We start from the raw sequence: 14259 nt of genomic DNA, 5'->3' as shown, positions 1-14259 counted from the left end.
CGGGGACAAGGCCGGCCCGGCCCCGCGTGGCGGGACCGGGCCGGACGAGAGGCCCGGGGTCACGGGCCGACGAAGACCGCCTTCGCCCGCCAGTCGACGCCGTCCACGGCCGGGCCGCTGCGGACGGTGAACGCGGCGGACGGCGCACCGCCCGCCCAGTCGGTGGCCGACAGCTCGCCGGTGCCGCGGTTGACCTTGTAGAGGGTGCTGCCGGCCAGGAAGACCGAGCCGGCGTCGCCGAAGCCGCTCGCCCCGGTGACGGTGAACTTCTCCGCGCCCACCACGCCGCTGTCGGGGGTGAACCAGCGCCAGAACAGGCCGCCCTGCCCGGCGAGGGTGTAGTAGAGCCGGCCGCCGCTGTAGAACATGCCGGTGACGTTGGGGATCTCGGGATAGAAGTTGCTGGTCACCCCGGCGTACGTCTGGCCGGCCGGGCCGGAGTCCGTCTCCACGGCGTCCCAGTAGGCGTCGTGGTACGGGTCGACGGCCGACGCGGCGCCGAAGGTGGACCCGTCGAAGGTGCGCCGCCACAGCGACCCGTTCATGCCGTAAAAGAGCGTGCCACCTACCCAGAACGCGCCGCGCGCGGTGGACCAGGCGGTGCCGTCCGGCACGGCCACCGGGGCGGCCGCGCCGACCGTGGCGACCCCGTCGTACGACCGGACCTGCACCTCGTTGCCGGTGCCGGCGGGCGGGGTGCCGGTCTTGACGATCTCGATGCCGTCGACGAGCGGATTCTCCACCACGTGCTGGAAGTCGACGCCGATCGAGCCGTCGCTGACCACGGTGAACGCCCGCATGGTGCCCACGTTGTGGCCCACGGCGGCGGACAGGTCGAGGTCGTCCAGGACCGTCGTGCCCTCCACGGCTACGTCGAAGACCCGGGAGCCGGGGGCGGCCGTGCCGTCGTACCGGTTGGCCAGGTAGAGCCGGACCTGCACCTCGGTGCCCGTGGGCACCGGGAACTGCCAGCTCATCTCCGTGTCGCCGGCCGGGTCCCAGCGTTCGTCGTTGTAGAGCGCGGCGGGGGTGCCGGCCGGCACCGTGGCGTCGACGCCGCCGACCGGCGCGAAGCCGGCGGTGCTGCTGCCGGCGTTGTGGTACGGGCTGGGGTTCCCGCCGTCGTCGGCCGCCCAGTCCGGTCCGGTGTCGGTCGAGGCGACGAGGGGACCACCCGCGTTGACCCGGTACAGCACGTTCGTCGGCGCCGGGACCCCGGCCTGGTACACGTTCCCGGGGAGGGTGGCCGTGGTGGTCGGGTGCGGCGCGGCGCCGCCGGCCAGCGGGAAGAACGCGATCCGCTCGCGCCGGTACTGGAAGTTGCCGATCCACGAGGTGTCCGAGCCGACCCAGAGGCCGGCCGGGGTGACCAGCATCTCGGAGGCGCCGATGCCGCGCGGGTGCCGGCCGGGGTTCCAGGACAGGGGCAGCCCGGTGCGCGGGTCGAGGGCCGCGATGCTGGGCCGGCCCACGGCGCCGGCCTGGGCGGAGTCGCCGCCGAAGCTGTTGTTCAACCAGCGGAAGTGGCCGCCCACGTAGACCGCCTGCTCGCTGATGCCGACGGAGAGGTAGGTGTCGCCGCCGGTGTAGTCGACCCAGGTGGGCTGGAGGTCGGTGCCGGTGGCGTCGGCCTCCCAGCGGGCGGCGGCGTCGCAGAGCGTGCCGCCGTTGGGCGCGCCGGTGGTCACCACCACGAAGTAGCTGCCGTCCGGGGCGAACGCGAGGTCCCGCATGTACGAGTCGAACGCCCACCAGGCGCAGCGCGGGGTGTACCGGCTGGTGTTCCAGTCGGCCACGGTGGCCGCCGTGGCGCCCAGGTCGAGCTTGACGATCTGGTCGTGCAGCACCCCGTCGGCCTTCTTGAAGTTGCCGATCACCACGAGCTTCGTGCCGTCCGGTGAGACGGCCAGCTTCTCGGCCCCGACGCCGGCGTTGGAGCCGCTGACCCCGTCGTAGTTGTGGTGCTCGGTGAGCGTCGTGGTGAGGTAGCCGTCCACCGCGCCGGTGCTCGCGTTGAGCGAGGCGAGGCCGCCGCGCGGGTTGGGGTTGCCGGCCGTGGTGAAGATGCCGCCGACCAGCAGCCGCCCGCCGACCAGGGCGATGTCGTTGACCAGCCCGTTGAACGCCGGCCCGGCGAAGCTGGTGACCACCGCTCCGGTGGCGACGTTGAGCAGGGCCACCTTGCGCCGGGTCACCCCGTTGACGGTGTTGAACTTGCCGGCGACGAAGACCGTCCCGGCGGTGGGTCCGGCGACCACCGCGAACACCTCGTTGTCGACGGCCGGCGCGAAGGCCGTGTCGACCGTGCCGGTGGCCTTGTCGAAGGCGAGCAGGTAGTTGCGGGTGATGTCGACGTCGGACCCGCGGTTCTGCACCCGGGTGAACGAGCCGGCCACAATGATCTTGGAGCCGGCGTCGTGGATCGCGTCGACCGTGCCGTCCATGATGTCTGGCGAGGCGGTGGAGGGCGTCTCTCTGACCACGGTGGTGTGGCCGGGCGCGGCGGCGGCGGGACCGGCCGGGGCCAGTCCGGCGGCGGTGAGCGCGACGGCGGCGAGGGCCACGAGGACACGGCGCGGAAGGGCCGAGGGTGGGGTCACTGGCAGCTCCGGAGACTGGTACGGACAGGCGTGAGGCAGCACTCACCCTGGGCCACCCGCCACGCGCCGTCCAGCACCGGCCGCGCTTTCTGCCCGACCACCGCGCCGCTCCCGCCCGACCACCCGGCGCGACCGGCCGGGACAGCCGGACCGCCCGCACGAACAGGTGGCCGCGGATGGTGGTTCGGCGGGCGGCGGCCGTCAGGTCGGCGGTCCGGCGCGTACCGTCGGTCGGCCGCGCGGACGCCGATCGGCTCCTACGTGGCCGCGGGCGCGTCGGCCGACGGCAGGGTGACGGTCACCTCCAGGCCGCCGCCCGGCTGGGCGACCGCCTTCACCGTGCCGCCGTGCGCGTCGCAGACCGCGCGCACGATGGACAGTCCGAGGCCCGAGCCGCGGGCGCCGGTGCGCTCCTGGCCGCCGCGCCGGAACGGTTCGAACAGCCCCGGCACGTCGGCCGGGGCCACCTCGAAACCCGTGTTCCCGACCACGAGCCAGGACCGCTGCCCGTCGGTGCCGGTGCGCACCCAGAGCCGGCCGTGCAGGTGGTTGTAGCGGACCGCGTTCTCCACGAGGTTGCCGGCGAGCCGGTCGAGCAGGCCCGGGTCGCCGACCACCGGCGCGGCCCGCAGCGAGGTGTGCACCTTGAGGCCGATCCGCTCCACCTCGCGGGCCATCGCGGAGAGCGCGTTGGCGGTGCCCACGGCGAGGTCGAACTCGGTGCGCCGGGCCAGCCGGCCGCCCGTCTGCGCCTCGCTGCGGGCCAGCACCAGCAGCGCGTCGACAAGCCCGTTGGCGCGTTCCGAGGCGTCCCGCACCACGCTGGCCATCCGGCGGTACTCGGCGAGGTCCGCCTCGTCGTCGCTGAGTGTCACGTCGATCTCGGTGCGCATCACCGCGAGCGGGGTCCGCAGCTCGTGCGAGGCGTTGGCCACGAACCGCTTCTGCGCCTCGAACGCGGCGCCGATCCGGTCCAGCATGGCGTCGAAGGTCTCGGCCAGCTCGGCCACCTCGTCGTTCGCGCCGGACCAGCCGATCCGCTCGTCGAGGGTGGTCTCGCCGAGCCGGCGCGCGGTGGCGGTGACCTGGTGCAGCGGGCGCAGCGCCCGGCCGGCCACCGCGTACGCGCCGGCGATCCCGACCATGCCGATCGCCACCAGCGCCACCAGGGCCTTGACCAGCAGCTCGCGGGAGGCGGCGTCGACCAGTTCCCGCTGCCAGTGCCCGGCGTCGAGGGTGCGGCCGTCGGCGAGCACCACGGTGGTGCCGGGCAGCAGCTCGTCGGTGGGGCGCAGCGCGTCCCGGACCAGCAGCCAGGCCAGCAGCACCAGGACCGCCCCGGCCCCGACCAGCAGCACCCCGTTGAGCAGGGTGAGCCGCAGCCGCAGGGTGGGCCGCGGCCGGGATCGCCCGGTCATGCGGTGGCCTCGCCGATCCGGTAGCCCGCGCCGACCACCGTGTCGATCAGTGGGGGGTCGCCGAGCTTCTTGCGCAGTGTCATCACGGTGACCCGGACGATGGTGGTGAACGGGTCGGTGTTCGCGTCCCAGACCCGCTCCAGCAGTTCCTCGCTGGAGACCACCGCGCCCCGCGCCTTGAGCAGCTCGGCCAGCACGCCGAACTCCTTGTTGGTCAGGTCGACCGGCTCGCCGCCCCGGGTGACCACCCGGCGGGCCGGGTCGAGCACCAGGTCGGCCACCTCGAGCACCGGCGGGGCGGCCGGGGTGGCCCGCCGCCCCAGCGCCTGCACCCGGGCGACCAGCTCGTCGAAGGCGAACGGCTTGGGCAGGTAGTCGTCGGCGCCGAGCCGCAGCCCCTCCACCCGGTCGGCGACCGTGACGCTCGCGGTCAGCATCAGCACCCGGGTCAGCGCGCCGGACGCGGCCAGGTCGGCGCAGATCCGGTCGCCGTGCACGCCGGGCAGGTCCCGGTCCAGGATCACCACGTCGTAGCGGGTCACGAAGGCGGCCTCGTGCCCGGCGTCGCCGTCGTAGGCGACGTCCACGGCCATCCCGCGCTTGCGCAGTCCGCGCGCGATCGCGTCGGCGAGGTTCCGCTCGTCCTCGACCACCAGTACCCGCATCCCGGCCTCCCACCTCGTGACCTCCCACAACCTAGTGCGGGCCGCCAAGCGTCCCTCGCGCGCCGTCATTGCAAAAGATCTTCAGGTACGCGATGCTGCCCGGCAGCGAGCGACAAGCGCCCCGGCCACCGGGCCGGGCCCGAGCCCGACGGGAGCCCGCATGACCGCTGTCGACCCCGGCCGGGACGTGACGTACCACCGCTTCCGCTTCCCGGCGGACCTGCGCCTCGGCGCCGCCGACGGGGTGGCCGCCGGCCCGGACGGCCTGGTGCTGGCCACGCCGGCCGACCGCCTGGACCACACCGACCCGCACTCCGGCGACACCGCCGGGTACGACGCCGCGACCTGGACCTCCCCCGTGGTGCCGGTCGGCTTCTCCGCCGCCGAGCTGGTCCCCTCCTGGACCGCCGACACCCCGCCCGGCTGCTGGCTGCGGGTGGAGCTGCGCGGCTTCGCCGGGGACACCGCCGCCACCGGCTGGTACGAGCTGGGCCGGTGGGCCGCCGACGACACGGCGATCCACCGCTCCTCGGTGCCCGGCCAGGCGGACGGCGCGGCCTCGGTCGCGGCCGACACCCTGCGCGTGACGGGCGCGACAGTCACCGGCTGGCAGGTCCGGGTCACCCTGCTCCGGCGCCCCGACGCGCCGGCCGGCCCGGTGCTGCGCACGGTCGGCGTGGTCGCCTCGGCCGAAACCCGGACCGGCACCGGCACGCCGGCGACCCGCGCGGGCGGCGCGCCGCACGGCGGGCCGGTCCCGACGCCGGCCCCGGCCGGCACGGCAGCCGGCGCGGCGCGGGGCCGGGTGCTCGACGTGCCCCGCTACGCGCAGCGGCTGCACGCCGGCGGGGAGACCCGCTGGGGCGGCGGCGGGGACTCCTGGTGCAGCCCCACCTGCGTCTCGATGGTGCTCGACTTCTGGGGCGCCGGCCCCACCCCGGACCGGTACGCCTGGGTCGCCCCGCCCGGCCCCCGGCCGGTGGTGGTGCACGCCGCCCGGCACTGCTACGACCACGCGTACGCGGGGGCCGGGAACTGGGCGTTCAACACCGCGTACGCGGGGCTGCACGGGGTGGACGCGTTCGTCACCCGGCTGCGCTCCCTGGCCGAGGCGGAACGGTTCGTGGCCGCCGGCATCCCGCTGATCGTCTCGGCGGCCTTCACCCGGGGGCAGGTGCCCGGGCTGGACTACGACACCCGGGGGCACCTCATCGTGCTGGTCGGCTTCACGGCCGACGGCGACCCGGTGCTCAACGACCCGTACGCGCCCGACGACGAGGGGGTGCGCCGGACCGTGCCCCGGTCGGCGTTCGAGGCCGCCTGGCAGGGTGGCAGCGGCGGCGTCGTCTACGTGGTGCGCCCCGACTCGGTGCCGCTGCCGCCGGCACCCGCCCAGGCCAACTGGTGACCCGGCCGCCCGCCGCCCGCTGAGTCACCGGCCCGTCCGCCAGATCACCAGCCCGCCCGACGGGCGCAGGCAGACCACAGCCGTGCCCGAGTCGGCGCACTCGTCCCAGGTGCCCGGCAGCACCGCCCGGATCCGCGCCTCGCCGGCCGCCACGTCCAGCGTGCCGACCAGCGTCCGGTCGCCGGTCAGGCGGCGCAGGCCGAGCAGCTGGCCGCTCTCGACGCCGGCGGTCCGCCAGCGGCCGAGCCGGGCGAGGGCGCGCCCGGTGGCCGGGTCGAGCACCGACAGCTCCAGTTCCAGCCCGACGCCCGGCTCGGCGCCCAGCAGCCGGTCGCCGACGGGGGCCATCCCGATCCACTGGTCGTCCACCCAGCCGGGCCGACCGGTGGCGGGGTCGAGGGCGCGTACGCCGCCGACCTGGTCGCGGATGCACACCATGCCGGCGCACTCGACGAACCACACCCCGGCGCGGGGCTCCACCGGCACGTCCCAGCGCCGGTCCAGCCGGTCGAGCCCGTACGCGGTGACGGTGCCCGGCGTGCCGTCGACCAGCAGCAGGCCGGCCACCACCTGGGTGAACCGGTAGGAGACGCCATCCGCGGCGGGCGGCACCCGGCCGGCGTGCACCAGCGCCCCGGAGTCCGCGTCGTGCACCTCCACCCGGCCGTCGGGGGTGACCAGCACGATCTGCGTCACTCCCCGGGCGCCCGTCCGGTACGCCACCCCGTTGCTGGGCAGCGGCAGCGACCAGCGCACCGCGCCGGAGGCGGGGTCGACGGCCAGAACCGTGCCCGTCCCCGCCGCGCGCGGCGTCTCGAACAGCACCCCGCCGGACGCGGTCGACACCGCGTACCCGGACTGGCGCCAGCGCACCGCGCCGGTCGCCGGGTCCAGCAGGGTGGAGAGGGTGTCGCCGGCCCCGGCCGGGCTGCTCGTCACCAGCAGCCCGCCGGCCACCGTGCCGAGGCCGAGGACGTGGTCCCCCGCGGTCAGGGTGAACCGCCACAGCGGCTCGCCGCCGGGCAGCCGGTGCCCGGTGACCACCCGGCCGCCCAGGCCGACGGTGCCCGGGCCGTCGGCCACCACCAGCCGGTTGGCCAGGACCAGGAAGATGGCGCCCTGCGGCGCGGGCACCTTGAGCCCCGCCGGCGGCCGGGCCGGCGGGGTCGCGCCCGCCAGGGTCAGCAGGGCGAGGCAGCAGACCGCCACGACCCGGGCCACCCGGCCCGGCGGCCGGACCGGCGCCGGGGAAGGCTCGTCGGCCTCCTCGCCATGCCGCATCTCCCCCAGCTCGATGACCGGGCTCACGGCAGCCGCCACAGCCCGAACCCGCCGTCGGTGTGGCGGCAGACGAGCAGCTCCGCGCCCGTCCGGCAGTCGCCGACGGCGCCGACCAGCACGTCACGCACCTCGGGGCGGCCGGCGGTCGGGTCCAGCTCGACGAGGAGCAGGCGGCTGTTCCGGATCCGCCGGACGCCGAACAGCCGGCCGTCGTACTCGTCCTGCGGGATCACGTCCCACCGGCCGAGGTCGGCCACCAGCCGTCCGGTGGCCTCCTCCACCACCGCCAGGGCGGTTCCGGTGGCGGTGGGGTCGCCCGTGGCGACCAGGAGGCGGCCGCCGTCGGTAGCCAGCGCCCCCGTCCAGCGGTCGTCGGACCACCGCACCGCGCCGGTGTCGGGGTCGAGCGCCCACATCCCGCCGGTCAGCCGGGTGGCACAGAGCAGGTCGCCGCACCGCTCGGCGTAGCCGACCAGCGGGAGCCGGGCCGTCCAGCGCTGCCGGAGGGTGTCCAGGTCGTAGGCGGTGACGGTGCCGCCGTCGTCCCCCATCGCCAGCAGCATCCCGGCGGCGAGCAGGGTCCGCTGCCGGGTGGGCCGGTCACCGGGGGCCAGGTCGCGGGCGGCCAGCCGGGTGCCGCTGGCCGCGTCGTACACGGCGGTCGCACCGGCGGCCGGCAGGTGCACCAGCCGGTCCACCCCGGACGGGCCGAAGTTGAGCTCGACGTCGTCCGGCGTGCCCGGGACCGACCAGAGGGTCCGGCCGTCGCTCAGCGCCACCCGGCGGACCGCCTCCCGGCCCGCCATCTCGGGCACCTGCAGGAGCAGCGCCCCGCCGGCCGGGAAGCCCACCCCGGGCTGGACCCAGCCCACCCGGCCGGTGCGGGCGTCGAAGCCGATCGTCTCCCACGCGGAGTCGCCGGCGGTCCGCCCGACGAGCAGCACCATGCCGTCCTGTTCCCACACCGTGGTGGCGACGCCCGCCCCGGGCACCAGCGTCCGCCAGAGTGTCCGGAGTGGACCGCCGGCGGCCCGGTACGCGACGAGTTGCCGGCCCACGCCGCGCTGCGGGTCGGGCGGCTGCACCACGTACACCCGGTCGCCGGCGACGAACGCGGCGGACGCGGCGGAGCCCGGCAGGGTGCGCGCGGCGGACCGCGCCGGCGGGGCGGCGGCGGCGAGCGTGACCAGCGCCACCAGGAGCACCACGACGCTCCGGAACGGACGGCCGGCGGCCCGCGGCCGCCGTGCCATCGTGCCGGGAGCGGTGTCGTCGCGCAGCTCACCCAGATCGATGACGGCCACGACCACCCCCTCTCCACGCCGCCGCACCGGCGGCCCGGCCGTGACCGGCGCGACGACGTGCCGCCTGTACGATGGCCCGTCGTGGCTGTGCCGGTGGTGGACCCCTCGCTGAACTCCTCGCCCGTCGAGGCCGAGGCCGTCGTGGCGGACCCGCCGCGTCGGCCCCGACGCCGGCCGGCCCGCGCCGACGTGCTGGCCATCGGAGCCTATGCGGTGCTCGGCGTTCTCGTCTGCCTCAACTATTGGGGCGACGTGCAACACCGGGTCTCCTCGCACCTGCCGACCGACCACAGCTGGTTCGAGTGGCTCTTCGCGCACGGCGCGTACTCGCTGCGTCACCTGGAGAACCCGCTCTTCACCGCCCGGCAGAACGCGCCGGACGGGGTGAACATGATGGCGAACACCTCGCTGCTCGGGGTCACCCTGCCGCTGGCGCCGCTCACCCTGCTGCTCGGCCCACAGGTGGTGTACGCGCTCTACCTCGGCGCGGCGCTCTCGGCGACGGCGGCGACCTCCTACTGGATGCTCTCCCGGCACCTGGTGCGCTCGCGCGGGGCCGCCTTCGTCGGCGGCGCCTTCCTCGGCTTCGCCCCGGGCATCGTGCACCACGCCAACGGGCAGCCGAACTTCGTCTCCAACTTCCTGCTCCCGCTGATCGTGGCCCGGGTGCTGCGCCTGGGCGAACCGGGTCGCTGGCGGCGCAACGGGATCGCGCTGGGCCTGCTGGTGGCGTACCAGATCTTCATCAACGAGGAGATGCTGCTGCTCACCGCGCTGGCCTGCCTGGTGGTCGTGGTGGCCTGGGTGGTGCAGCGGCCACGCGCGGCGCGCGAGCGGGCCGGCGCGTTCCTCGCCGCCGCCGGGGTGGGCGGCGGGCTGGCCCTGCTGCTGACCGCGTACCCGATCTGGTTCCAGTTCAACGGGCCGCAGTCCTACCGGGGCCTGCAGGGCGGGGTCTTCCACAACTGGGGCGAGGACCTGATGGCCTTCGTCACCTTCGCCCGGGACACCGTCGCCGGGAACGAGGCGGTGGAGCAGACCATCGGGCTGACCGAGCAGAACACCTGGTTCGGCTGGCCGCTGGTGCTCGTCGCGCTTGTCGCCCTGGTGCTGCTGGTGCGCCGCTCGCTGCCGGCCCGGATCCTGGCCGTGCTCGTGGTGGTCTTCTCCGTCGCCGCGATCGGCCCGAAGGTGCGCTTCGGCGGAGTGGAGACCACCGTCGACGGCCCGTGGGCGTACGTGCCGGACAACCTGCCGCTGGTCGAGATGATGATGCCGACCCGGCTCAGCCTGGTGGTGGCCGCCGCGGTCGGCGTGCTGCTCGCGCTGGCCTGGGACGCCCTGTCCGGCCGCGGCCGCCCCCCGGTGCCCGCCCAGCGCACCGGCTCCGCCCCTCCCGGGCCGCGCCCACGCTGGCTGCGTCCCGTCGGGTACGCGGCCATAGTGGCCGCCCTGCTCCCCCTGTTCCCCCGCCCGCTGCCGGCCCAGCGGATCGACCCGCCGCCGCACTTCATCACGGCGGGCGGCTGGCGGCCCTACGTGCCGGACGGCCGCACCCTGGTGCCGGTGCCGATCCCGAGCAACGTGCACGGCCTGCCCACGCTGCGCTGGAGCGCGCTCACCGCGCAGGCGTTCCCCATCCCCGGCGGCTACTTCATCGGGCCGAACGAGGCGGGCGAGGGGGTCTTCGGCGCGCCGAACCGGCCGACCAGCACCCTCATCTACGCCACCATGGACGCGAACAAGGTCCCGCCGCTGACCGGGGAGAACCGCCGCCAGGCCCTCGACGACCTGCGCTTCTGGAAGGCGTCGGTGGTGGTGCTCGGCGCGAACCCGCGCGAGGCGGTCCTCCGCGAGCTGATGACCCAGCTGCTCGGCGAGCCGCGGCGCGTCGACGACGTCTGGCTCTGGGACGTCCGCGACCGCGTCTGACCCGGCCAGCCGAGGAGGGGCCGGTCAGCCGAGGAGGGACCGGACGTCCCACAGGTGGGCGCCGGGGACGTCGCGGCCGGGGCCGACCAGGGCGTCGACCGTGGCGCGCACCGGGTCGCCCGGCGTCGAGTCGGCCTGCACCAGCACGGCCGCCCGCCAGTGCCGCAGGTCCGCGACGGCCTGGCGGCGTTCCGCGTCGCCGATCGGGGGCACCTGGCCGGTCTCGGCGGCCCGCCGCAGCAGCAGCGAGGTGGGCCGGTCCGGCGCACCCCAGTGCGCGGTGGGGTCGCCGGCGGAGCGGGGGCCGATGAAGTAGCCGCCCGGCGCGTCGAAGGCCAGGCCGGCGCGCCCCGACCAGAACATGGCCGGGCTGACCCCGGACCCGGTGACCGGCGGCACCGGCACGAGCGTCCGCCCCGGCGGCACGTACGCCCGCCAGTCGCCGTCGGTGACGAAGGCCGGCACCGGCATGGCCGGCACGGTGCGGATCGGGGTCGGGGTGAGCGGCAGCAGCGCGGCCGCGACCGCGCCCGCCCACGGCACCCAGGTCCGGGCCGCGCGGCCCCGGACCCGGTTCAGGGCGAGGGCCAGCAGCACCCCGAGCACCGGTACGCACACCAGCGCGAACCGGGCCGGCACCACGAGGTCGAGCAGCGGCACCCCGGCGAGCAGCCGGTACGGCCCGGGCAGCCCGGTGTCGTGCCGGTTCACCACGACCGTGGTACCGAGGGAGAGCAGCGCGAAGAGAAGCGCGCAGGCCGCGAGGGCCCGGACCAGGGGCCGCCGCCACAGCCGGACCACGATCAGCACGGCCAGCAGCGGCAGGAACGGCCCGAAGAACGAGTTCTCCTCGGTGGGGTTCGGCGAGAGCAGCCCGGAGTGGTAGCCGTCCCCGGCGACGGTCTGCCGGGCGGCGCCGGCGTAGGAGGCCAGGTCCAGCCGGTAGCCCCGCGTGTAGAAGGGCATCCCCCGGTAGTGCCCGGCGCCGTGGAACTGCACCCACAGCGGGTACGCCAGCAGCGCCCCGGCGACCAGCGCGCCGATGCCGAGCCGGCGCGCCACCACGGGTGCCAGCCGGCGCGCGCCGGCCCGGTCCGCGAGCGCGTACGCCCCGGCGAACACCCCGGCCGCGAGGGCGAGGAAGACCAGCACCTCCTCGCCGAGGAAGACCTGGTACGCGACGGCCAGCCCGAGCAGGATCCCGTCCCGGCGGACCCGGTCGGCGGCCGGCCGGAACACCAGCCCGAGGATCACCGGGACCAGGAACTGGGCCGCCATGTGCAGGTGCGCCCCGGCCTGTGACACCAGGCCCGGGGCGAAACCGCAGAACAGTCCGCCCACCGCCGCGGCGGCCCGGGAGCGGACCAGCCGGCGGGCGAGCAGCGCGTACCAGGCGGTGGCGGTGCCGGCGAGGCAGAGCACCACGGCGACGAGGAAGGCCGCCTGCGAGCCGAACAGCGCGGTGACCGGGGTGAGCGGCACGCCCAGCCCGAGCACCGAGGTGTTGGCCATCAGGTTGACGCCGTCCGGCACGTTCAACGCGGTGCTGTGCAGCGGGTTCTCCCCGCCGGTCACCGCCCGGGAGGCGCGGGCCAGCATCCACTCGAAGAGCATCTGGTCGCCGGCCTGGTGGAACAGCCGGTCGGGCCGGCCCCACTGGCCGGCGGTGAGCAGCACGGCCACGCCCAGGTAGCCGGCGACCACGAGCGCGTCGACCGGGCGCGGCCGCCACCGGCGCCGGGGCGCGGGGTCGGGGCGGTCCGGGCCGGTCAGGCGGACTGGCTGGTCAGTGTCCGGACGTCCCACAACCACACGTCCAGCTCCTGCCGGGCGGGCCCGACCAGCTGCTCCACGGTGCGGCGCAGCGGTTCGGCGTTCTGCTCGTTCAGCGGCAGCACCACGATGGCGGCCCGCCAGTGCCGCAGCTCGTCGAGGAAGCGGCGGCGCTGCCGGTCGTCGAGCTTCGGCGTACGCCCGGTGGCCTCGACCTCGGCGAGCAGCTCGCCGATGCCGCTGGGCCGGCCGCCGAAGCGGCCCGGGTCGCCGGTGACCCCGTTGCGGGGGGCCAGGAAGTAGCCCCCGGGGATCTTGAAGGCCAGGTCGGTGCTGGCCGCCCAGCGCATCGGATCGGTGTTGCCCATGGCCGGCACCGGCACGGAGACCAGCGTCTGGTCCGGGCCGACGTACTGCCGCCACCGGTCGGCCGTGATGAATGTCGGCACGGCCGGCCGGGTGGTGACCCGCAACGGCATGGGCGCGATGGGCAGCAGCGCGAACACCAGGCCGGCGGCGGTCAGGGTACGCATGGTGCGCGGCTCCACGACCCCCAGCGCGGCGGCCCGCTGGACGGCCAGGGCCAGCAGCACCCCGACGACCACGGTGGTGATGAGGCCGAACCGGGTGGGCACCACGGCGTCCAGCAGCGGCACCTTGACCAGCAGCTCCCACGGGCCGGTGACCAGGTCCCGGTCCCACCAGGAGATCCGCTCGCCGAGGGAGAGCACGGCGAAGAACAGCCCGGTCGCGGCGAGCGCCCGGACCACCACCTCCCGGCGCAGCCAGACCACGATGCCGACGGCGAGCAGCGACAGGCTCCAGCCGAAGAAGGCGTTCTCCTCCGAGTAGTTCGGGGCCAGGTTCACGTTGGCCCGCTCGTTGCCGCCGAGGGTGGGCGAGCCGGGGGTGAAGAACGCGGCGATGTCGTTGCCGTAGTCGCGGACCGTGTCGCTGAGCCCGTGATATGCCATCGGCCCGGCGAACTGCACCCACAGCGGGTACGCCAGCAGCGCCCCGGCGAGCACCGCGCACACGGCCAGCCCCACGCCGAGCGGGCGCCGGGCGGCGGCCCACCGCTCGCGCTGCTGCACCACGACGGCGAACAGGAACACCCCGCAGGCCAGCGCCGTGAAGAGCAGGATCTCCTCGTTGACGAACGCCTGCGCGGTGACCAGCAGGGCGAGCAGCGCGCCGTCCCGGACCGGCCGGGTGGAGCGGGTCAGCACCAGCACCCGCCACACGATGAACGGCAGCAGGAACTGGCTGATGATGTTCGGGTGCCAGTTGGCGTGCGACAGCATGGCCGGCGAGAACCCGCAGAACCAGCCGCCCACGGCGGCGGCCAGCCGGTGGCGCACCAGGTGCCGGGAGAGCACCCGGTACCAGGCCGCGGCCGTGCCGGCGAGGCCCAGCGTGACCAGGGTGACGAAGGAGACCGCCGGTCCGAACAGGAGGGTCACCGGCACCATGGGGATGCCGAGGGCCAGGACGGCGGTGTTCGCCATCAGGTTGACCCCGTCCGGATAGTTGAACTGGTCGGTGTAGAACGGGTACTCGCCGTGCAGCACGACCCGCACCGAGTGGGCCAGGAAGAACTGCACCTGCGCCGGGTCGCTGCTGTAGAGCGCGGCCACCCGGCCGGCCGGGTCGGCCCAGATCCCGCTGGTCACCCAGAGCGCCACGAGCAGGAACACCCCGTACACGGCCAGGTCCAGCCGGCGCGGCGTCCACCGCCACCGCCGCCGGGCGGCCGGCGCGGCCGGTTCCGGGTCGCGGGCGGTGACCGCGCGTTCGTCCACCATGACGGAGAGCGGTCCGCCCGAGGCGTCGGCGTCCGGCGTCGAGTCGCCACGGGGCTCGGCAGGCGTCACAGTC

Annotated in this window: 9 protein-coding genes; 2 read left to right on the top strand and 7 right to left on the bottom strand. The window is 75.7% G+C overall.

Annotated elements, in window-relative coordinates; genetic code table 11:
- Nucleotides 1-59: 59 nt before the first annotated feature.
- From ACZ6PY_RS23640 to ACZ6PY_RS23630, 3 genes are all read right to left on the bottom strand, one after another.
- Nucleotides 60-2600, bottom strand: a complete 2541-nt coding sequence (locus ACZ6PY_RS23640; RefSeq protein ID WP_466075038.1) for a malectin domain-containing carbohydrate-binding protein — start codon at nucleotides 2598-2600, stop codon at nucleotides 60-62.
- 257 nt (nucleotides 2601-2857) lie between these two features.
- Nucleotides 2858-4018, bottom strand: coding sequence for a sensor histidine kinase (locus ACZ6PY_RS23635; RefSeq protein ID WP_466075036.1), 1161 nt, complete (start codon nucleotides 4016-4018; stop codon nucleotides 2858-2860).
- Nucleotides 4015-4683 (bottom strand): response regulator transcription factor, encoded by a 669-nt coding sequence (locus tag ACZ6PY_RS23630; RefSeq protein ID WP_466075035.1) that lies wholly within the window; start codon nucleotides 4681-4683, stop codon nucleotides 4015-4017. The genes ACZ6PY_RS23635 and ACZ6PY_RS23630 overlap by 4 nt, the downstream gene beginning before the upstream one ends.
- 160 nt (nucleotides 4684-4843) lie before the next feature.
- Here ACZ6PY_RS23630 and ACZ6PY_RS23625 point away from each other — a divergent pair, with 160 nt between their 5' ends.
- Nucleotides 4844-6091 carry a peptidase C39 family protein gene (locus ACZ6PY_RS23625; protein WP_466075034.1) on the top strand — a complete coding sequence of 416 codons (1248 nt, stop codon included), beginning with the start codon at nucleotides 4844-4846 and terminating at the stop codon, nucleotides 6089-6091.
- A 24-nt stretch (nucleotides 6092-6115) separates the two neighbouring features.
- Here the strand turns inward: ACZ6PY_RS23625 and ACZ6PY_RS23620 are convergent, their stop codons facing one another.
- Nucleotides 6116-7411: an outer membrane protein assembly factor BamB family protein gene (locus ACZ6PY_RS23620; RefSeq protein ID WP_466075033.1), complete on the bottom strand. Its 1296-nt coding sequence runs from the start codon at nucleotides 7409-7411 to the stop codon at nucleotides 6116-6118.
- Complete coding sequence (locus ACZ6PY_RS23615) at nucleotides 7396-8676, bottom strand: outer membrane protein assembly factor BamB family protein (RefSeq protein ID WP_466075032.1); 1281 nt, start codon at nucleotides 8674-8676, stop codon at nucleotides 7396-7398. Before ACZ6PY_RS23615 ends, ACZ6PY_RS23620 begins: the two co-directional genes overlap by 16 nt.
- 96 nt (nucleotides 8677-8772) lie before the next feature.
- Between ACZ6PY_RS23615 and ACZ6PY_RS23610 the strand changes: the two genes are divergently transcribed.
- Nucleotides 8773-10608 (top strand): DUF6311 domain-containing protein, encoded by a 1836-nt coding sequence (locus ACZ6PY_RS23610; protein WP_466075247.1) that lies wholly within the window; start codon nucleotides 8773-8775, stop codon nucleotides 10606-10608.
- 24 nt (nucleotides 10609-10632) lie between these two features.
- Here the strand turns inward: ACZ6PY_RS23610 and ACZ6PY_RS23605 are convergent, their stop codons facing one another.
- The gene (locus ACZ6PY_RS23605; protein ID WP_466075031.1) at nucleotides 10633-12420 is read right to left on the bottom strand and encodes a DUF6311 domain-containing protein; all 1788 of its coding nucleotides are present in this window, start codon (nucleotides 12418-12420) and stop codon (nucleotides 10633-10635) included.
- Complete coding sequence (locus tag ACZ6PY_RS23600; protein WP_466075245.1) at nucleotides 12378-14186, bottom strand: DUF6311 domain-containing protein; 1809 nt, start codon at nucleotides 14184-14186, stop codon at nucleotides 12378-12380. The genes ACZ6PY_RS23605 and ACZ6PY_RS23600 overlap by 43 nt, the downstream gene beginning before the upstream one ends.
- Nucleotides 14187-14259 lie beyond the last annotated feature (73 nt).

The organism is Micromonospora sp. NPDC048907, assembly GCF_055586885.1.
Note: the sequence above shows the minus strand (reverse complement) of the source record. Positions and strands in the feature narration are given on the sequence as shown.

Excerpts from the sequence above, each read along its gene's own strand:
- ACZ6PY_RS23600 (WP_466075245.1), bottom strand. The coding sequence starts at position 14,186 with ATGGTGGACGAACGCGCGGTCACCGCCCGCGACCCGGAACCGGCCGCG.
- ACZ6PY_RS23635 (WP_466075036.1), bottom strand. The coding sequence starts at position 4,018 with ATGACCGGGCGATCCCGGCCGCGGCCCACCCTGCGGCTGCGGCTCACC.
- ACZ6PY_RS23625 (WP_466075034.1), top strand. The coding sequence starts at position 4,844 with ATGACCGCTGTCGACCCCGGCCGGGACGTGACGTACCACCGCTTCCGC.
- ACZ6PY_RS23630 (WP_466075035.1), bottom strand. The coding sequence starts at position 4,683 with ATGCGGGTACTGGTGGTCGAGGACGAGCGGAACCTCGCCGACGCGATC.